Origin of the sequence: Pseudophaeobacter sp. C1-32P7 (assembly GCF_041008775.1) — a bacterium.
GTDB classification, from domain to species: Bacteria; Pseudomonadota; Alphaproteobacteria; order Rhodobacterales; family Rhodobacteraceae; genus Phycobacter; species Phycobacter gallaeciensis_A.
The window spans coordinates 1-18,052 of the sequence record NZ_JAXGFR010000010.1; the positions used below are offsets into that span (position 1 = coordinate 1).

The window sequence follows — 18,052 nt, forward strand, 5'->3', positions numbered from 1 at the left end:
CTTCATTGTAAGCCGACCAGTTCGTGGTCTTATACTTCGTAGGGGCCCAACTGCTCATACCTTCCAGCTATCACGCTGGATTCACGCAGTGAATCCCTCACCCGATTTGCGCAACAAGGCCGTTGTGCTATGCCGACCTTGGCGCGACTGTGTCTCTGGCCGACCACGCAAAGGGGGGCAAGATGCTTCAGCTTTATTCCGCGATTTGGCGCGTAAGCGGTCCGCGCCAAATTGTACTGATCCTGCTTTCTCTGTCCATAGCCGCACTCGCGGCCGCGCCGCTCAAGTTTCAGCAGGACATCGTGAACCTTCTGACCGAAGGCTCTTTTGACACGTCGGAGCTCTTCATTCTCGGGGGCGGCATGATGGGCGTGGTCCTGCTCAGCCTTGGCCTGAAGTGGCTTATGGGATACCGATCTCAGATCCTTGGGGAGGACGTCATTCGTCTACTTCGCAGCAGACTGCTGGATGGGGCCGTCAGTGAACAAGGAATAAACGGTCGTGTTCGCACCGGCGCACTGTCGACCGCGATTTCGGCCGAAGCCGAAGAGCTTGGCAAGTTCACCGGGTCCGCCATCTCGGAACCGGTGATGCAGTTGGGGACCTTGATCAGCGTGATCGGCTTCATCGCATCAACGCAACCCGTGCTGGGTGTCGTAGCGCTTTCGATGCTGGTTCCGCAGATCGGGATCGTGGTCTTCTCTCAGAGCAAGATGAACATGTTGCTAGCCAAGCGGGTGAAGATTCTGCGGCGCGCGGCTGACCAGCTGACAGAGACTGAGCTGCGCGCTGCCGTGACTTCGGTGAAGGAAGACTTCGACCGTATCTATGAAACCAGACGCACCATGTTTCACTGGAAGCTGTCGACGAAGTTTATTCTGAGCGCCATCAACGGTGCAGGCACGGTCTTTGTCTTCATGCTGGGCGGAGTGCTTGTTCTTGAGGGTAGAACGGATGTCGGCACGGTCGTGGCCGCGACCCTAGGATTGAGTCGACTGCAAGCGCCGACGGCATTTCTGATCGCCTTTTATCGCCAGGTCAGCGCTAATCGCGTGAAGTTCGAACTGCTTCGTACGCTGCCTTTAGGACAGGCTGCAGCAAGCACATGAGCATTGTGGGCTGCGGGGAACAGCCCAAAGCAACCATTCAGCCAGCGCCCTTACGCAGCTGGTGTTTAGCATCCTTGTTGAGGCAAAAGGGTCAAGAAAGGTGGAACGAAGCGAGATCATGCGTGGCAGTGAACATGGCGCGCCGAGCTGACTGGATCCCACATCGGTCCTGTTGCTGATCAAGCGGTTTGATCTCGGTCAAAGTCCCGCCTCAGTACCACAGTCTAATGTTGAAGCGAACAAAACTCACATCGCCCTTTTGGGGTGCGGTCCAGTGTTTGGATTCTGCACGGTGGCTGCTGCTCGTTCGCATACAGATTTGCTGGACTTCGCCTGTCGGTAGTCCGCCCATTTTTCTACAAGCTTGGAGATTTGATATGATACGTACGATCACCATGGCCGTCGCCATCGGATTGATGTCCAATATTGTTTCAGCAGAGGAACGTTACGATCTGGTCATCACCGGCGCGCGCGTCGTCGATCCCGAAACGATGCTGGACCAAGTTCGCAATATCGGCATTTCTGGCGAAGAGATCGCCATCGTCACACCAGAAGCGATCAGCGGTGCTGACGTGATTGACGCCAGCGGGTTGATCGCCGCTCCGGGTTTCATCGATTTTCATGCCCATGGCCAGGACCCCTACAGCGAGAAGGTTTCCATCTTCGACGGTCGCACGACACAAATGGACCTTGAAGCGGGCGCCCTGCCGCTTTCGGACTACTATGAAGCCAAGGCCGGAATCTCGCTGGCGAATTATGGAGCGTCGGTTGGCCATGCTTCTGCCCGTCTATTGTTGATGGATGGCGTAGAGTCCCACGGCAGCCCAATGATGACCCACGCTCTGCAAAAGGCGGGTAAGACTGGCAATCAATGGTCCGTCAACCAAGCCACGGATGAACAACTGGATCAGATCGATGATTTGGTTACAGACGGAATTCATAATGGTGGACTCGGGATTGGCGTCATGGTCGGATACTATCCATCCGCCCGCAGTGAAGGCATCGCTCGGATGGCGCGCGTTGCGTCTGACAACCACAGTTTCCTAACCACTCATCCCCGCTACCTTAGCAACATTGCCCCTAGTGGAGTGTTAGGGCAGCAAGAATTCATTGCCTTGTCGATGGCATATGACGTGCCACTGGTATTGCACCACATTCCGACAAACGCCCTATCCGATACAAAAGCCGCGCTTGCCATGGTTGACCGGGGCAACGCGAATGGCGCGACGATCCTGGGAGAAGCCTTTCCCTATGTGAAAGGTTCAAGCTTCATCGCCGCCGAGATCCTCTCTCCGGGGTGGCAGGAACGGACCGGCATGGACTATTCGGACTTGATTTGGGTCGAAACCGGGGAAACGCTGACCGAGGAGACTTTCAACAAATATCGCGCCGAACGTCCCGATGGCTTCTTCGTGATGGAGCACATAAAAGAACCCGACATGATGGCCGCCATCTTGCACCCGGACATCATCATCGGCAGCGATGGTATGCCGCTGGTTGATGATGACGGGCATTCATTGCCTTTTGACGCACCATTCGGAGCTGGTCTTGGCCACCCACGCAGCGCAGGCACGTTTGGCAAATACCTCAGGATCGCGATCGACGATGGCACCCTGACCATGCCGCAGATCATCGCCAAAACAGCCTATTTGCAAGCTGAATTCCTTGAGCCTTTCGCCCCGTCAATGGCAAAACGTGGTCGGCTTCAAGCGGGAACATTCGCTGATATCACTATCTTCGATCCAGACGAAGTGAATGGAATGGCAGGGTACGATGCTGGGACGAACAGCCTCGCCTCCAAAGGCTTCGTACATGTTATCGTCAACGAACATCCGGTGATCCGTGATGGAGAATTGAACGCGGATGTTCATCCCGGGGAGGCAATTCGCGCCGGGCAGTGAGCGATGGATCACTGAATAGGTCGTGCCCGGTATCTGAAACGACGGTCTAAAGTGGTCAATTCAAGCGACCACGTCGGTCGAGTCAGCCGATGCGTAGACCTCTGGCTGAACGGTAGCTTTCGGTCGCTATGCCTACTGCATGGCACTCATTACATACTTTGCAAATCCGCTTCCTGCGCTTCGCTGACCTTGATGCCGGGCGCAGCATCCCCTGGGTCAACTGAGCAGACTTGAAGACCCGCTTTCAGGAAGCCTTTCGCGCACGCAACAGTGCCTTCGCTGCGCCTCGCATGAATGCCGTGATTGGGGCTGGAGGGCCGCCCCACGAGACTGGCAGAAACTATTCCAGCGCCTAAACTCTGATAAGGGCTGCTATGAACAGCCCAAGTCATCGGGGAGGGGTTGGGGTAAAGACCGGGACGCGCTTGGCGCGCCCCGGATCAGGCCGTTTAACGGAACAGCTGCTGTAGGGTCTGTGGCGCCGAGTTGGCAATCGAGAGCGCCTGTACACCCAGCTGTTGCTGGGTTTGCAACGCCTTCAATCGGGCGGATGCTTCTTCCATATCAGTATCCACCAGCGCACCGATGCCGCTCTTCATCGCGTCGGACACCTTTGAGACGAATTCGGACTGCTTCTCGATGCGGGCTGCCGAAGCCCCCAGGGCGGCGGCGCCGTCAACCGCAGTCTGAATCAGAGCCTCAATGTCGTCGATGGAAGCTTCAGCGTTTGCGGCAGTGTCGACCACTACGGTTGTCAGGTCCAGGCTGGCTTCAAAATCGACCGAGCTTACGGTGATGTTCGACGCGGTGACTGTACCCGTGGAATCGCGGTCCAGCGAGGACAGAACGGTCAGATCGCCGCCAGCGGTGTTCAGCAGGTTCGCACCATTAAACTGCGACCCTGTGATGATCGAGGTGATCTGGTTTTTCAGCTCGGTGACTTCAGCTTCGAGTTTCCCGTTGTCCACGTTCTCCCCAGTTGCATTGACCACTTTTTCCTTCATTTCCTTCAGAAGGTCGGTGATCTGTTCGGCCCCGGCCGTTGCAACCGCCACCGTGGATTCCCCCAGAGCCAGCGAGTCGCCCACGGCGTTGAAGCCGGCAACATCCGACTCCATGACTTTCGAGATCGCCCAGATGGCCGAGTTGTCCTTGGCCGTTGCGACATCCTTACCGGTGGAAATCGCGTTCTGGGTGCTCTCCAGGTTCATGTTGATGGAGTTCAGAGTCTGCAGAGCGACCATTGCGCCGTTGTTCGTCAGAATGCTGGTCATAGCTTTCATTCCTTTAGCAATATGAGACGTTTCGTCTCGCGTGTTTGATGCCCCGAAGGGCGTCTCTGACGTCTTTCTGACGATGCGTTAAGCCATCCGGCTTCCGCGCCCCCCCGTTTCCCAAGGCGCGAGGGAACATTACCGTGAGGTTTGCTAAGGAAGTGCTAAATGGGAGGCCAAGCTTATGTGAAATCCCTCAAGGGCTTTGTGACCTTGCACATACATAAGGGCTGGCTGGCATTTGATGGCGGGGACCAGGTGCGATATTGCTACGCGCCCCTTGCCGCAGCGCCGCAGGTCCGGTGTCGAGCCCGGAGCGGTGCTTGCCTCCCAGAAATTGCGTCGTCATAGTTTGAAACATGGAATATCCGCCTTGGTTGCCAGCCCCGGAAAACACACACGCAGGCAGAATTCTTGCGATCGCCCGCTGCATCTTTGACATGCACTTCTGCATAGAAAACCCACGCGAAAGCGGGCCGATGAAGGTCTTTGACAATATGTGCAGTGGCGACCTTGAAAAATCTGCGACAGTTCTGAACCTTGCGGGCTTCACAGAATTTATTGATGACTTTGGGCGAAGGAGTATTTTTTCCTGTGAACCAAAGGACTTCTCCGTAATAGCCAATTCCGAAAGAGCCCTAAACGTTGATCCTAAACTTGTTTCGGAAGCAGTCATTCGCCTCGCCAGCGGTTCTGTTTGCTCAAGCGAGGAAATCCAGTATCTAGCCAACGAACTGGAGTAAGGGCCTTGAGTTCAAATCACCGCTTTTCCCGCATTCCCGCCGTTCGAAGGTGGTCGGCGGCTGCGCCTGCGGCGAAGGTCAGCTCTTCCTTGTGCGCCTGCGGCATGGATCGCTCGCCATGTCGCCAGATCCGCCGGCTTTGCAAAGGTCGCTACCAGCGCTTAGCCGACGGTCGTGCAGGATACGTTGACGGGCAGCTGAGCTACTCCCCATCTCTTGGACATGATCTGGTGTAATTTAAGCTACCCGTTGCACCTGCTGATCGGGTTGGTAGATATCATTTCTCTGCCAGTAGACCAGCGCCGGAGGCTTGCCGCCAAGGGCTGAATGAGAGCGCTGGTGGTTGTAGAAGGTCATCTATTTCCGGATGGCCGCTTTCGTTTCCGAACCGGTCTCCCAAGCGTGCAGGTAGACGCATTCGTATTCCAGTGTCCGCCATAATCTCTTGATGAAGATGTTGGTCCGCTGCCCGGCAGGGCATTGCGCAGCAATGTCCCGAGAGGGGAGCCCCCCCCCTTTCCGCCCATTGAGATCCGCACGCCGGATCGGCGAAGCCGGTCCGTCCAAGCAAAGGAGGCAAACTGAGATCCTTGATCGGTATTCATTATCTCGAGCGGGCCGAACTTGTGGATGGCCTTGTTCAGCGCGACCTTCGCCTTGAACTTGGGTGCGTGCTGTTTCAGTTTCGACATCTCTGATCTCTTTCTCGTCGAAGATCTGCAGACTGCAAGTCGTAGCTTATGTCAGTGTCCGAATTTCGGGGGGGAGCTCAGACACGCGCCGGTGCCACAGCGCGATCCTCGCGCGCGACGCGGTGCCGATCATTCCGATCCGCAAGAATGGTCGATTGTGGAAGGAAGACTGCCCGGCAGCATGCGTCCGCAACGAAACCCTGCGCGCCATCCGATACTATGGCCGGGACTTCTGGAAGCGCTGGACGGGCTATCACGCCCGAAGTCGGGTCGAAGCGAAGATGCGCTGCCTGAAAGCCTTCGGAGAACGCATCGACGCCAGAGACCCCGACTGCCAGACCGCCAAAGTCCACATCCGCATTGCCCTTATGAACCGCTTCTCGGCCCTCGGCACCGCCGAGGTCCAACGCGTGTCATAACGACAACGGAGTAAGGAGAAGTCACCTCTCACGCGTGGGTAATGCAACAACGCCCGCCGACAGCCAGAGTTCGACGCCCCCAGTCGCGCCAGCAACAACACGAACGGGCTGATTATTCCTGATGGGCGCCCCGCTCATCCCATAAAGCTATTGGGAGAGAGAGCATTTGCCAGAAAGTGCAGGTTCTCCCGCAGGCTGTCACGCGATGCAGGCCCACCAAGAGAAACACGCAGCTGTTCGCCCGGACTGCCCAAAACGGTAAAGGCATCCGAGGGCATCACCCCGATCTGGCGCCGGGCCATTCGAGCGACCACTTCGGCGCGGTTCAGGCCCTCAGGCAGTTCAAGCCACAGATTGAAGGCATTGTCAGCACTGCGATATTGGACACTTGTCAGAACCTCGGCCGCAATCGCCTGCCGCGCAGCGCTTTCGTACCGGATAAAGCGGCGAATGCCATCTGCGGTACCGTCCTCGATCCACTGGGTCACCAGCGCCATAGACAGGGGTGAGGGCATCACCGACAGCGCGCGGATCGCCTGCGCCAGATGGTAGGCACAGCGCGGCGTCGGCGCGATCGTAAATGCGAGGCGCAAACCTGCCCCGATGCATTTCGCAAGCCCTCCGATATGCCAGGTCAGCTCCGGCGCTGACAGCGCGATGGGCGCAGGCCCTTTGGCCGGGATAAAGCCGTAGGCATCATCTTCGATCAGCATAAGCTGGTGCCGCCGCAAGACCGCGGCCACATCCAGGCGCCGGGTCTCGGGCATGGTCAGCGTAGTGGGGTTCTGAAGCGTCGGGTTGAGGTACAGCATTTTGGGCCCATGTTCGCGGATGGCCGCATCCAGCGCATCCGGCAGAATGCCGTCCTCATCCATCTCGATCCCGACCAGACGCAACCCGAACCGCCCCGCTACGCTGCGGAAACCCGGATAGGTAATGGCCTCGCACAACACCGTATCGCCGGGCTGGGTATTAATCGACAGGATTGCAGCCATTGTTGCATGGGCGCCAGGAGTGACCGCAACACGTTCCAGCGCTGGCACCATGCCCCGCATGCTGAGCCAGCTTGAGGCAGCCACCCGGTCGCGCTCCGACCCGGTCGCGCTTTGATAGCGCAGCAGATCGATGAGATTGGCCGATACATATCCCAGCCCCTCCTGCATCCGGCGGCGCAGGCCGGGATCGTCGGGTTCGGGCGGCATGTTCATCAGCAGATCCGCCTCACCGGCGCGGGACGGATCAGGGCGGTCGGTGATCACATGGTTTTTGACGAAGGTACCGCGTCCAACATGGCTTTCCACCAGTCCACGCGCCTGGGCCTCGGCATAAGCGCGCGACACCGTGGTAAAGTCGATCCCCAGCGCCGCCGCCAGCCGTCGCTGCGGCGGCAGCCGCTTGCCATCCCCCAGCCGCCCGCTCCGGATGTCCTCTGCGATCGCGTCTGCAATGGCCTGGTAACGGGGTTTGCCGCTTTCGAGAGCGTCGGGAATCCAGTCGATCATCTGTGTCCTGCCATTAGGGGTATGAGGTCATATGCGATGCCCCTGCAAAATTGATGGGACAATTGTATGCCTTCATGGAATCATTGACCGGATGAGCGCAACTCCCGCGCTGCGTTTGAACCTTATTTCGGTCAAATTCGTGGATTCCTGGAGCGTAATCGCTCAAAATTCCAGCATAATGCCTGAAGATGTACCCGCTTTGCGTCTTTTATTGTATGCAGATTACACTGTCTATTGATGCAATCAATTTGGCCGCGCCATCCCTGTAGACACCATCAACAAGGAGGCCAAAATGCCTGAAGTCACCAAGGAAGCGCACAAGGACGGAGATTTCTTCGTCAACTACGAAGAAAAAGTCTTTGAAGACGTCAAAGCAAAAGAAGGCGAGAAGGCCCTTGTCACCTTCCACACCGTCGCCTTCGAAGGCTCCATCGGCCTGGTCAACATTCTCAATGCCATCCGCTTGAACCGCAAAGGCTACGAGACCTCGATCCTGCTTTACGGTCCCGGCGTGACCCTGGGGATTCAGCGCGGTTTCCCGACGCTGGGTGACGAGGCCTTCCCGGGCCATCAGAACTATGCCGCGAACATGAAGAAATTCATGAGCGAAGGCGGCAAGGTCTATGCCTGCCGGTTTGCTCTGCAAGCGCTCTACGGCCACGGCGAACCCTCGCTGCTGCCCGGCATTACCCCGATCGCTCCGCAGGACGTGCTCGACTGCATCCTGCTGCACAAGAACGCCGACGCGGTCATCCTCGACACCTGGACGGTTTAATCCACGACACCACGGGGGCCTTGTTCGGTCCCCTGCCCCGAGCCGTCTATTCCGGCGGCTCGGCTCCTCCCGAAACCAGAGGCACAGCCATGCGAACCGACACCATCCGCGCCGCCGCCGTCCAAATCGCACCGGACCTGTCCGGTCGCGCAGGCACCATAGAACGCGTGCTCAACGCCCTTGCCGACGCCGCCGACAAGGGCGCGCAGTTCATCGTCTTTCCCGAAACCTTCGTGCCCTATTACCCCTATTTCAGCTTTGTGCTGCCACCGGTCCAGCAGGGTGCCCCGCACCTGGACCTGATGCAGGAAGCGGTCGTCGTGCCCTCACCGGAAACCGAGGCGGTGGCAGATGCCGCCCGCAAGCGCGGGGTCGTGGTGGTGCTTGGCGTAAACGAGCGCGATCACGGCTCGCTTTATAATACACAGCTCATTTTTGACGCCGACGGCACGCTTGCCCTGAAGCGCCGCAAGATCACGCCGACCTACCATGAACGCATGGTCTGGGGGCAGGGCGACGGCGCTGGTCTGAAGGTGGTGGAGACGAAGGTCGGCCGTGTCGGCGCTCTGGCTTGCTGGGAACATTACAACCCGCTGGCGCGCTATGCGCTGATGACCCAGCACGAGGAAATTCACGCCGGCCATTATCCCGGCTCTCTGGTCGGAGATATCTTCCGCGATCAGATCGAAGTGACGATGCGCCATCACGCGCTGGAATCGGGATGCTTTGTTGTCCACTCCACCGGCTGGCTCAGCGAAGAACAGATCAGCCAAATTCACCCGGATCCGGCGCTGCAAAAGGCCATGCACAGCGGCTGCATGACCTGCATCATCTCTCCCGAAGGGCGCCATCTGGCCGAACCTCTGACCTCTGGTGAAGGCATCCTGATCGCGGATCTCGACATGAAGCTCGTCGCCAAGCGCAAGCGGATGATGGACAGCGTTGGCCATTACGCCCGCCCCGAGCTTTTGTCGCTGAACCACAACGCAAGCGCTGCCCAGACGCGCCACGTCACCGAACCCACACCGGACCTGCAGGAGGATTGTCAGGATGCTTGATCACGCCGAACTCATCACCGAGTTGCAGACTCACGGAATGCGACTGGTCGACCCCAGCGCCGGACAGGAAAGCCGCCGCGGCGGCGCAGGGCCATCGGATCACAAGGCCATCACTATCGGTGAGCGCACCGTCATGATCCCGGTGCATACCGCACCCAGCTTCGACAGCCCCTACCTCGTCGAGGCGCCAGACCCCACTGGCGCCGCCCGCGTCACCCGCGCCGGGACTGAAATCGCAAAGGTCCGTTTTCCGACGGCCGCAAAGTTCTACCAGCTGAAAACAGCGGACGGCATTCCCTATAGCCATATCGCAACGCTGCATTCCAAGGATGTGCTTGCCACCACCGTCCTGCAGACCTGTATTCGCTACGAGAGCCGCAAGAAGACCTGTCAGTTCTGCTCCATCGGCCAGAGCCTCGCCGCCGGGCGCACCATCGCGCATAAGACGCCTCAGCAACTGGCCGAGGTCGCAAAGGCTGCAGTCGAACTCGATGGCGTGACGCATATGGTGCTCACCACCGGTACACCTGCGGGCAAGGATCGCGGCGCCAAGGTGCTGTGTGAAAGTGCTGAGGCCATCAAGGCGGCGGTGGATCTGCCGCTGCAGGGCCAATGCGAGCCGCCCGAGGATGACGCCTGGCACCAGCGCATGTTCAATGCGGGGATCGACACGCTGGGCATGCATCTTGAAGCGGTGACGCCCGAGGTGCGCCAGCGGATCATGCCGGGCAAGGCATCGGTACCGCTGGAGAAATACTTCTCCAGTTTCGAGGCGGCAGTGAAGGTCTTCGGCCGCGGGCAGGTCTCCACCTATATTCTGGCGGGACTGGGCGACAGCCGCGAGGCGATCCTCGATATGGGCGAAAAGCTCTGCGCGATGGGCGTCTATCCCTTCGTGGTGCCCTTCGTGCCGATCTCCGGCACACCGTTGGAAAGCCATCCCACCCCGACATCCGAATTCATGGCGTCGATCCTGCGTCCGCTAGGCCAGATGATCACCCTGGCCGGGATTCGTTCGTCCGAGATGAAGGCCGGCTGCGGCAAATGCGGTGCCTGCTCGGCACTATCCAGTTATGAAAAGCTGAAGGTACCCGTAAAGGGAGCCCCGGCATGATCGAACTTGAACCACGTCATTTTCAATGCCCAGGCTACTACATCCGCGCCGCCTCAAAGGCGTTCGAGGCCGAGGGCGCAACCGCACTGCGTCACCGGGTGTTCGTCAAGGAGCAGGGAATTTTCCCGGATCACGACCGGGATGATATCGACCTGATTGCCACCCATCTGGTGGCGCTCTCTACCTATGCCCACGAAGCCGATCAGGTGGTCGGAACCGTGCGCATTCACGAAGAGGCACCGGGTCTTTGGTGGGGTTCGCGCCTAGCTGTGGACCGGGATTTCCGCGCCGTCGGGCATCTTGGGGCAGAGTTGATCCGTCTTGCGGTCTGCTGCGCCAATGCGCGGGGCTGTGATCGTTTCCTGGCCCATGTGCAGATGCAGAATGTGCCTCTGTTTCACCGGATGCACTGGAAGTCTTTGGAAGAGGTCACCATTCACGGGACACCCCATATGAAAATGGCCGCCGATCTCATTCACTATCCGCCCTGTCCGGATCCGGTTTCTGGCTGGTATCACCGCGCCCCTGTGCGGGAGCATCTGTCATGACAACGCCCGCAGAGCTTGTCGAACGGTTGCGCAGCCATCCCTCCATCCGCTCCAAGCTGGGCATCGCCCATGCCACGCGGGTGCTGGAGCTGACGTCGCAGACCGCCGGGCGGCCTGGCGACGATGCCGCCGCCCTGCCCTGCGACGGCGGCTATGACCTCTTCGCGGGTGAGGGCTTCATCCCCGCCTTTATCGCGGATGATCCGTGGTTTGCCGGCTGGTGCGCGGTGATGGTGAACCTTTCGGACATCGCTGCCATGGGCGGGCGCGGCACCGCAGTGATCGATCAGGTCTGGGCCCCGGATGCTGAGGCGGTGAAACCGCTGCTTAAAGGTCTGCGCGACGCCTCAGCTGTCTATGGCGTGCCTCTGGTTGGGGGGCACACCAATCTCGCCGCCCCCGCCCTTGGCCTTGCGGCCTCGGTGCTCGGCAAGGCGCAGCGCCTGATCACCAGCTTCGACGCAATGCCCGGCGATGTGCTGATCGCCGCAATCGATCAACGCGGCGCCTACCGCAATTTCGACAATTTCTGCGCCGCTTTGGAAGCCCCCTCCGACCGGCTGCGCGCGGACTTGGCGCTTCTGCCTGCACTCGCCGAAGACGGGCTGGTGCGCGCAGGCAAGGACATCAGCCAGGGCGGCATCGTCGGCACCGCGCTGATGCTGGCGGAATGCTCGGGCGTCGGCCTCGACATCGACCTGACCGCGATCAACCCACCCGCTGGTGTGCCGCCGGAGCGCTGGCTGCGCAGCTTCCCGAGTTTCGGCTTCCTCCTCACCGCGCCCGCCGATCAGGCAAAGGAGGTTTGCGAGCGGTTTGAAAGCCGCAACATCACCACAGGCGTGATGGGTCGCGTCACCGAAGGGCCCACCGTCACAATGAGCAACACAGACGAGACTGCGCTGTTCTGGGACCACGCCCAAACCCCCTATCTGGATCTTGGAGACCACCATGCCTGAAACATTCTGGACCGTCCGCTGGCCGGACGGCAGCGAAGAGAAACTTTATTCCCCCTCCAGCGTGGTGGCAGAGCTGTTTGAAGCCGGTCAGACCTATCCGGTCCCAGACTTCCTGCACCGCTCCCGCATCGCGCTGCAACGCGCCTCCAACCGGGTGGAGCGGAAATTCGGCTACGCCTGCAGCTCTGCCATGGCCCAGCTAGACCGGATCGAGGCGAAGATAGACGCCCTTCCGCACCAGGATGGCGCCAGCATCACATGCCTGAACATCACGCAATGAGGAACACCACCATGAAAGATACCCAGATCCCCCATATTCCGGTGGTCATCGTCGGCGGCGGTCAAGCCGGGCTTTCGACGGCCTATTGCCTCAAACAGAAAGGCATCGAGAGCACCATCTTCGAGCGTCATGAGAAATTCCACTCCTGGCGTAACAACCGCTGGGACAGCTTTTGCCTTGTCACCCCCAACTGGCAATGTCGCCTGCCCGATTTCCACTATGATCGCGAATATGGTGGCACCGATCCTGACGGTTTCATGCTGAAGGACGAAATCACCGCCTATGTCGATGCCTTTGCAGAGATGACCCAGCCGAACCTGCGCGAAGGCGTGGATGTCACCCGAGTCGTGCCGCGTGATGGCGGCTTTACCGTCGAGACCTCGGTGGGCACATGGACCTGCGAGCAGGTGGTGATCGCCACTGGCGGATACGACACGCCCATCGAACCGGCCTATGCCAAGAACCTGTCTCCCGAGATTTTTCAGATGCACTCAGTCGACTATCGCAACGTCGAGCAGTTCCCCGAGGGTGGCGTTCTGATCGTCGGCACCGGCCAATCCGGCGTGCAGCTAATGGAGGATTTCACCCGTGCGGGCCGCGACGTCCATCTGGCGGTCGGCCCTGCGCCGCGCAGCCCCCGCAAATACCGGGGCCGTGATGCGACCGACTGGCTTTATGACGCGGGGCATTACAACCTCACCATTGCCCAACACCCGGACCCGCACAAGGCGCTGACCCAGACCAATCACTACATGTCCGGGCGCGATGGCGGCAAGGAGATCGACCTGCGCAAGTTCCATGTCGATCACGGTGTGGAACTTTATGGCTCCCTTGCGGACATGGACGGTACATCGGTCAAGTTCCTGCCGGACCTCACCAAAAACCTTGATGACGCCGACCGCTCCTACGTCGGCATCCGCAATCAGATCGACGCCCATATCCAATGGGAAAGCATCGATGCCCCGGTCGAACCGCCCTTCGAAAAAGTCTGGGAGCCCGCAGAGGAACGCACCGAGATTGATCTGGCGGAGGCGGGAATTTCTTCCGTGCTCTGGGCCATCGGGTTCCGGCCCGATTATTCCTGGATCGAAGCCGATGTGTTCGACGCGCGCGGCAAGCCTGTCTTTGACCGCGGCGTGACTGCGCAACCAGGGCTGCATTTCATCGGTCTTGGCTGGCTTAACACCTGGGGGGGGTCAGGCCGGTTCCTCGGCATCGAAGAAGACAGCCGCTATCTGGCAGATCAGATCGCGGCGCAGGTCCACACCGGCGTCAAGCATTCTGAGTATGCGTAAATTACGTCCCCCGGCTGGAGCACCTGCATCGGGTACTCCGGCTTGGGCCTGGGGAGGGGCCTCCACTACTATGGCCGGGCCTTCTGGAAGCGCTGGACGGGCTATCACGCCCGAAGTCGGGTCGAAGCGAAGATGCGCTGCCTGAAAGCCTTCGGAGAACGCATCGACGCCGGAGACCCCGACCGCCAGACCGACGAAGTCCACATCCGCATTTCCCTCATGAACCGCTTCTCGGCCCTCGTCACCTCCGAGATCCAACGCGTGTCATAACGACAACGGAGTAAGGGGAAGTCACATCTCACGCGTGGGTAATGCAACAACGCCCACTTGAACGGACTACATCACAGAAAGTATTCTAATCGCAAAGGCTTGCAAGGTGCGTATGTCCTGTGTGGATGGCTCCTGCATTGCAAGCGATTTTTGCGATTGCGATGGTCTGTCAGTACAGTCGTATGTCCGGCCTGTTTGCGTGGCTATTGCCACTGGCCCTGATGAGTGTGAACAGGCATGCAAAATTGACCCCGTAGCGGGGTGATCGGCGTCCAAAAATGACCCCCTTACACTGATGTGGATGATGCCCCCGAGGTCATCGGGGAGCACAGTGTGGGATGTTGGTTGTGGAGACGATTGCGAAGATCCGTCGGGCGTATTTTCAGGACAAGAAGTCAATCAAGCAGATCTGCCGGGAACTACGGGTTTCGCGGAATACGGTGCGGAAGGTGATCCGATCCGGCGTGACGAAGATGACGTATGAACGCACGATCCAGCCTCAGCCGAAGATCGGGCCTTGGAAAGGCATGCTCGACGAGATGCTGGCGGCCAACGCCCGAAAGCCCAAGCGCGAGCGGCTGACCCGCATCCGCATCTTCGAGGAACTCCGGGCCCAAGGATATGATGGCGGCTATGATGCGGTCCGGCGATACGCGGCCACGTGGTCCAAGGAGGAACAGGAGGCCTCGGCCGCTGCCTATGTGCCGCTGATCTTCGACCCAGGCGAGGCCTACCAGTTCGACTGGAGCCACGAGATTGTGGTGATCGATGGAGCGACGACAACCGTGAAGGTGGCGCATGTCCGGCTTTGCCACAGCCGGATGTTGTTCGCCCGTGCCTACCCGCGCGAGACGCAGGAGATGGTCTTCGACGCCCACGACAAGGCCTTCGCCTTCTTCGGCGGAGCCTGCGCGCGGGGCATCTACGACAACATGAAGACCGCGGTGAACACGATCTTCGTCGGCCGCGAGCGCGCCTACAACCGCCGGTTCCAGCAGATGTGCGGGCACTACTTGGTCGACCCGGTCGCCTGCACACCTGCCTCTGGCTGGGAGAAGGGACAAGTCGAGAACCAGGTTGGGGTTGTCAGGCGACGGTTCCTCGTGCCCAGACCGAAGTTCAAGAGCTATGCCGAGCTCAACGCCTGGCTCGAGGACCGCTGTGTGGCTTGGGCCAAGTCCCATCCGCATCCGGAACTGCGTGACAGGACAATCTGGGAATTATTCGAGGAAGAGCGCGCGAGCCTGGTGCCCTATGTCGGGCCTTTCGACGGCTTCCATGCCGTGCCGGCGTCCGTGTCGAAGGCCTGTCTCGTTCGCTTCGACAAGAACCGCTACTCTGTGGATGGCCGCGCTGTTGGTCGCCCTGTCGAGATCCGCGCCTATGCCGGGTGGGTCGAGTTCTGGCAGGACGGCAAGATCGTGGGGCAACATGCCCGGTCCTTCGGCCGCGACAAAGCCATCTACGACCCGCTGCACTACATTCCGGTGCTGGCCCGCAAACCCGGGGCCCTCAGGAACGGAGCGCCGTTCAAGGACTGGGAGTTGCCGCCCGCGATCAGGCGAGTGCAGCGCAAGCTTGGCAAGGTGCCGAATGGTGACCGCCAGATGGTTCAGATCCTGAGCATGATCCCAACCGACGGGCTGGATGCCGTGGATGCTGCCTGTGCCGAAGCCCTGAACGAAGGGGCCCCCGCCGCCTCAGTCGTCATCAACATCTTGGCCCGGCATCGTGAACCGCCGCCGCCGTTGACCATTGATACGCCGGACGCGTTGCGACTGACCTGCCAGCCCGTGGCCGATTGCCAACGTTACGACAGCCTCAGGAGACCCAACCATGGAAAGATCGCAGGTGCTGGACGCGATGAGCCAGCTAAAACTCTACGGCATGAAGGCCGCCTACGATGAGATCATCACCGCTGCGGTGAAGAGGCAGCATGAACCGCAGCAGATCGTCGGTGACCTGCTGAACGCCGAGATCAGCGAGAAGCAGGCGCGCTCGATCAAATACCAGATGACCATCGCCAAGCTGCCTCTGGCGAAAGAGATCGACGAGTTCAGCTTCGAGGGCACGCCTGTCAACGAGACGCTGGTGCGCGACCTGGCCGCCGGGGATTTCCTTGAGCAGCAGCGCAATGTTGTGCTCATCGGCGGCACCGGGACCGGCAAATCCCACCTTGCTGTGAGCATCGCTCGGGCGTGCATCCGGCGAGGCAAACGAGGACGGTTCTTCAACGCCGTGGACTTGGTGAACAAGCTTGATGCCGAAGCTCGTGCTGATCGGCAGGGGCGCACGGCTGACCTGCTGTGCCGCCTCGACTTCTTAATCCTTGACGAGCTTGGCTACCTTCCTTTCGCGCAGACCGGCGGCCAGTTGCTGTTCCACCTCATCAGTCGCCTCTACGAGCGCACCTCGGTCATCGTGACTACCAATCTCGACTTCGGTGAATGGCCCTCCGTCTTTGGCGACGCCAAGATGACCACTGCGCTCCTCGACCGCCTTACCCACCATTGTGAGATCGTCGAAACCGGCAATGAGAGCTGGCGCTTCAAGACCAGGGAATAATCCAAGCCCCGCTGGCCAAATACGGTTGCGCTGTGTGGTGGCTACACCGCATCGGGCCAGCTACCCGAGGGCACAGCAGGGGGTCATTTTTGCACGCCGATAGAGGGTCAAGATTGCGTGCCGATTGACAGGCTTAGTCAACAAAACCCGTGTGCAAGAAGAGGGCCAACGCGTGAGAAGTGAGATTCTGCAGTTGGCTAAGGATATTTACTTTAAGTCGTAAACGCAGCGTTCGCTGAGAACGTCGATCCGTTTCGTCGATTTTCGTCGGATTTGGGCGCCGCTCCAACACTAAAGTACCCACATTTGGTATGGCCGGAGAATAAGGCGAACCTAAAGGGAATTGGCGCATTGTGCTATTTCACAAGGCAGTCTTGGCCTGGTGCAAGTTCGGACAGTGTCTTCAGTGGGGCTGGAAGTAATCGACCCAAGACTGGAAGGGCGCGGATCTGGGCGCTTGGATCCGCGAAGCGCAGGTAGCGACATTTGCAAAGTCTGACCTTCGGGCCAGTTCAATAGGTCCTCACCGCTGTGACGCCGCACCCACAAGCAGACCTTGGCCGTGGTGCATTTGAGCCATGCGCAGCACGACGGGTCTTACAGCGGGAAGCGGTCAAACGACGTTAGGCAAAGGCGAGCTTAACCCCTAGTCGAGACGACGCACCATAATCTGATTGCCTTCGCCGCGTTTGGTCTCGAGCGTTTTCAATGTGGCGATCAGCTCGCTGAGCTTTCGCTTTCCATAGCTGCGCGTGTCAAAATCAGGAGCAGCAGTGGAGAGATATTGCCCGATCTGCCCAAGCGGAATCCACTCATCGTCCTGATTGATCGCATCCATTGCCCGCTTCACAAGCTTGCTTGGATCTTCCAGATGCGTCGCAGCACCGTCCTGGCTGTCCTCTTTTGGGGCCGTTGATTTAGGTGTTGTCTTTGTTGGCTCTGAGATGAGGTTTTCAACATAAATGAACCGTTTGCAGGCCTTCACGAACGCAGTTGGGGTCTTGCGCATCCCCATGCCGAAAACATCCAATCCCTGCTCGCGTATGCGGCTGGCCAGCCGCGTGAAATCGCTGTCCGAGGAGATCAGAACAAACCCGTCGAAGCGACCGGAATGAAGAATATCCATGGCATCAATGACCAGCGCGATATCAGAGGCATTCTTGCCTGTGGTATTGGAAAACTGCTGATGCGGCACGATTGCCAACGAGGCAAGCTTTTCCTTGGTCCAGCCTTGAGCGCCGGACCCCGAGAAATCGCCGTAAATACGGCGAATGCTCGCCTCTCCCAGGGATGCGATCTCCTCAAACATGATCTCGGCGTGTTTGGCAGATATGTTGTCTGCGTCAATAAGGACGGCCAGGAGCGGTGGCTTGGATGTGCTCAGCATGGGGTAAACTCTCTGTCGTGTTGACCTGTCCCACGAGGACAAACCCATGGGTATGCGAAATGATACGGCTGTCTTCAGCCTTGCTATGATTGCCTGCGGAGCCAGCTAAAGTTCTTTAGACCCGATCTTGATCGGCGATGCAATCGAACCGGAAACATGCC

General features: G+C 59.2%; 15 protein-coding genes and 2 pseudogenes. 14 read left to right on the top strand and 3 right to left on the bottom strand.

Translation table 11 applies throughout. The features are described from left to right. The first annotated feature begins 182 nt into the window (after positions 1 to 182). Both SM763_RS14805 and SM763_RS14810 read left to right on the top strand, forming a co-directional pair. On the top strand, positions 183 to 1,109 hold the full coding sequence (locus SM763_RS14805) for an ABC transporter transmembrane domain-containing protein (protein ID WP_368998997.1): 927 nt from the start codon (positions 183 to 185) through the stop codon (positions 1,107 to 1,109). A 377-nt stretch (positions 1,110 to 1,486) separates the two neighbouring features. Further along, positions 1,487 to 3,010: an amidohydrolase family protein gene (locus tag SM763_RS14810; RefSeq protein ID WP_368998998.1), complete on the top strand. Its 1,524-nt coding sequence runs from the start codon at positions 1,487 to 1,489 to the stop codon at positions 3,008 to 3,010. Positions 3,011 to 3,459: 449 nt separating this feature from the next. On the opposite strand, the gene SM763_RS14815 is transcribed toward SM763_RS14810, so the two are convergent. Further along, positions 3,460 to 4,284 (bottom strand): flagellin N-terminal helical domain-containing protein, encoded by an 825-nt coding sequence (locus SM763_RS14815; RefSeq protein ID WP_065271064.1) that lies wholly within the window; start codon positions 4,282 to 4,284, stop codon positions 3,460 to 3,462. Between the two features lie 359 nt (positions 4,285 to 4,643). Here SM763_RS14815 and SM763_RS14820 point away from each other — a divergent pair, with 359 nt between their 5' ends. Further along, a complete protein-coding gene (locus SM763_RS14820; RefSeq protein ID WP_368998999.1) occupies positions 4,644 to 5,027 on the top strand; it encodes a hypothetical protein in 384 nt (127 codons plus the stop codon). 763 nt (positions 5,028 to 5,790) lie between these two features. Further along, positions 5,791 to 6,138, top strand: a pseudogene (locus tag SM763_RS14825) (transposase); the annotation flags it as partial. A 134-nt stretch (positions 6,139 to 6,272) separates the two neighbouring features. Here SM763_RS14825 and SM763_RS14830 read toward each other — a convergent pair. Next, positions 6,273 to 7,640: an aminotransferase-like domain-containing protein gene (locus SM763_RS14830; protein WP_368999000.1), complete on the bottom strand. Its 1,368-nt coding sequence runs from the start codon at positions 7,638 to 7,640 to the stop codon at positions 6,273 to 6,275. 292 nt (positions 7,641 to 7,932) lie between these two features. Here SM763_RS14830 and SM763_RS14835 point away from each other — a divergent pair, with 292 nt between their 5' ends. The 10 genes and pseudogenes from SM763_RS14835 to istB all read left to right on the top strand — a co-directional run bounded on the left by SM763_RS14835 (position 7,933) and on the right by istB (position 16,504). Next, positions 7,933 to 8,415 carry an MSMEG_0572/Sll0783 family nitrogen starvation response protein gene (locus SM763_RS14835; RefSeq protein WP_274830929.1) on the top strand — a complete coding sequence of 161 codons (483 nt, stop codon included), beginning with the start codon at positions 7,933 to 7,935 and terminating at the stop codon, positions 8,413 to 8,415. Between the two features lie 89 nt (positions 8,416 to 8,504). Next, positions 8,505 to 9,473 carry a Nit6803 family nitrilase gene (locus SM763_RS14840; protein ID WP_368999001.1) on the top strand — a complete coding sequence of 323 codons (969 nt, stop codon included), beginning with the start codon at positions 8,505 to 8,507 and terminating at the stop codon, positions 9,471 to 9,473. Continuing rightward, a complete protein-coding gene (locus SM763_RS14845) occupies positions 9,466 to 10,587 on the top strand; it encodes an MSMEG_0568 family radical SAM protein (protein ID WP_368999002.1) in 1,122 nt (373 codons plus the stop codon). The genes SM763_RS14840 and SM763_RS14845 overlap by 8 nt, the downstream gene beginning before the upstream one ends. Next, entirely contained in the window at positions 10,584 to 11,135 is a 552-nt protein-coding gene (locus SM763_RS14850) for an MSMEG_0567/Sll0786 family nitrogen starvation N-acetyltransferase (protein ID WP_368999003.1), read from the top strand. The genes SM763_RS14845 and SM763_RS14850 overlap by 4 nt, the downstream gene beginning before the upstream one ends. Then, complete coding sequence (locus SM763_RS14855; protein ID WP_368999004.1) at positions 11,132 to 12,094, top strand: sll0787 family AIR synthase-like protein; 963 nt, start codon at positions 11,132 to 11,134, stop codon at positions 12,092 to 12,094. Before SM763_RS14850 ends, SM763_RS14855 begins: the two co-directional genes overlap by 4 nt. Continuing rightward, positions 12,087 to 12,374, top strand: a complete 288-nt coding sequence (locus tag SM763_RS14860; protein ID WP_368999005.1) for an MSMEG_0570 family nitrogen starvation response protein — start codon at positions 12,087 to 12,089, stop codon at positions 12,372 to 12,374. The genes SM763_RS14855 and SM763_RS14860 overlap by 8 nt, the downstream gene beginning before the upstream one ends. 11 nt (positions 12,375 to 12,385) lie before the next feature. After that, positions 12,386 to 13,669 (top strand): MSMEG_0569 family flavin-dependent oxidoreductase, encoded by a 1,284-nt coding sequence (locus tag SM763_RS14865; RefSeq protein WP_368999006.1) that lies wholly within the window; start codon positions 12,386 to 12,388, stop codon positions 13,667 to 13,669. Between the two features lie 69 nt (positions 13,670 to 13,738). Next, positions 13,739 to 13,939, top strand: a pseudogene (locus SM763_RS14870) (IS5/IS1182 family transposase); the annotation flags it as partial. 338 nt (positions 13,940 to 14,277) lie between these two features. After that, positions 14,278 to 15,846 carry an IS21 family transposase gene (gene istA / locus SM763_RS14875; RefSeq protein WP_368999007.1) on the top strand — a complete coding sequence of 523 codons (1,569 nt, stop codon included), beginning with the start codon at positions 14,278 to 14,280 and terminating at the stop codon, positions 15,844 to 15,846. Further along, positions 15,776 to 16,504 (top strand): IS21-like element ISPkr1 family helper ATPase IstB, encoded by a 729-nt coding sequence (gene istB, locus SM763_RS14880; protein ID WP_027244506.1) that lies wholly within the window; start codon positions 15,776 to 15,778, stop codon positions 16,502 to 16,504. Before istA ends, istB begins: the two co-directional genes overlap by 71 nt. Before the next feature lie 646 nt (positions 16,505 to 17,150). Here the strand turns inward: istB and SM763_RS14885 are convergent. After that, a complete protein-coding gene (locus SM763_RS14885; protein WP_368999008.1) occupies positions 17,151 to 17,891 on the bottom strand; it encodes an NYN domain-containing protein in 741 nt (246 codons plus the stop codon). Between the last annotated feature and the right edge of the window lie 161 nt (positions 17,892 to 18,052).

Excerpts from the sequence above, each read along its gene's own strand:
- istB (WP_027244506.1), top strand. The coding sequence starts at position 15,776 with ATGGAAAGATCGCAGGTGCTGGACGCGATGAGCCAGCTAAAACTCTAC.
- SM763_RS14840 (WP_368999001.1), top strand. The coding sequence starts at position 8,505 with ATGCGAACCGACACCATCCGCGCCGCCGCCGTCCAAATCGCACCGGAC.
- SM763_RS14820 (WP_368998999.1), top strand. The coding sequence starts at position 4,644 with ATGGAATATCCGCCTTGGTTGCCAGCCCCGGAAAACACACACGCAGGC.
- SM763_RS14860 (WP_368999005.1), top strand. The coding sequence starts at position 12,087 with ATGCCTGAAACATTCTGGACCGTCCGCTGGCCGGACGGCAGCGAAGAG.
- SM763_RS14845 (WP_368999002.1), top strand. The coding sequence starts at position 9,466 with ATGCTTGATCACGCCGAACTCATCACCGAGTTGCAGACTCACGGAATG.
- SM763_RS14815 (WP_065271064.1), bottom strand. The coding sequence starts at position 4,284 with ATGACCAGCATTCTGACGAACAACGGCGCAATGGTCGCTCTGCAGACT.
- SM763_RS14805 (WP_368998997.1), top strand. The coding sequence starts at position 183 with ATGCTTCAGCTTTATTCCGCGATTTGGCGCGTAAGCGGTCCGCGCCAA.
- SM763_RS14850 (WP_368999003.1), top strand. The coding sequence starts at position 10,584 with ATGATCGAACTTGAACCACGTCATTTTCAATGCCCAGGCTACTACATC.
- SM763_RS14855 (WP_368999004.1), top strand. The coding sequence starts at position 11,132 with ATGACAACGCCCGCAGAGCTTGTCGAACGGTTGCGCAGCCATCCCTCC.
- SM763_RS14835 (WP_274830929.1), top strand. The coding sequence starts at position 7,933 with ATGCCTGAAGTCACCAAGGAAGCGCACAAGGACGGAGATTTCTTCGTC.
- SM763_RS14810 (WP_368998998.1), top strand. The coding sequence starts at position 1,487 with ATGATACGTACGATCACCATGGCCGTCGCCATCGGATTGATGTCCAAT.
- istA (WP_368999007.1), top strand. The coding sequence starts at position 14,278 with ATGTTGGTTGTGGAGACGATTGCGAAGATCCGTCGGGCGTATTTTCAG.
- SM763_RS14865 (WP_368999006.1), top strand. The coding sequence starts at position 12,386 with ATGAAAGATACCCAGATCCCCCATATTCCGGTGGTCATCGTCGGCGGC.
- SM763_RS14885 (WP_368999008.1), bottom strand. The coding sequence starts at position 17,891 with ATGCTGAGCACATCCAAGCCACCGCTCCTGGCCGTCCTTATTGACGCA.
- SM763_RS14830 (WP_368999000.1), bottom strand. The coding sequence starts at position 7,640 with ATGATCGACTGGATTCCCGACGCTCTCGAAAGCGGCAAACCCCGTTAC.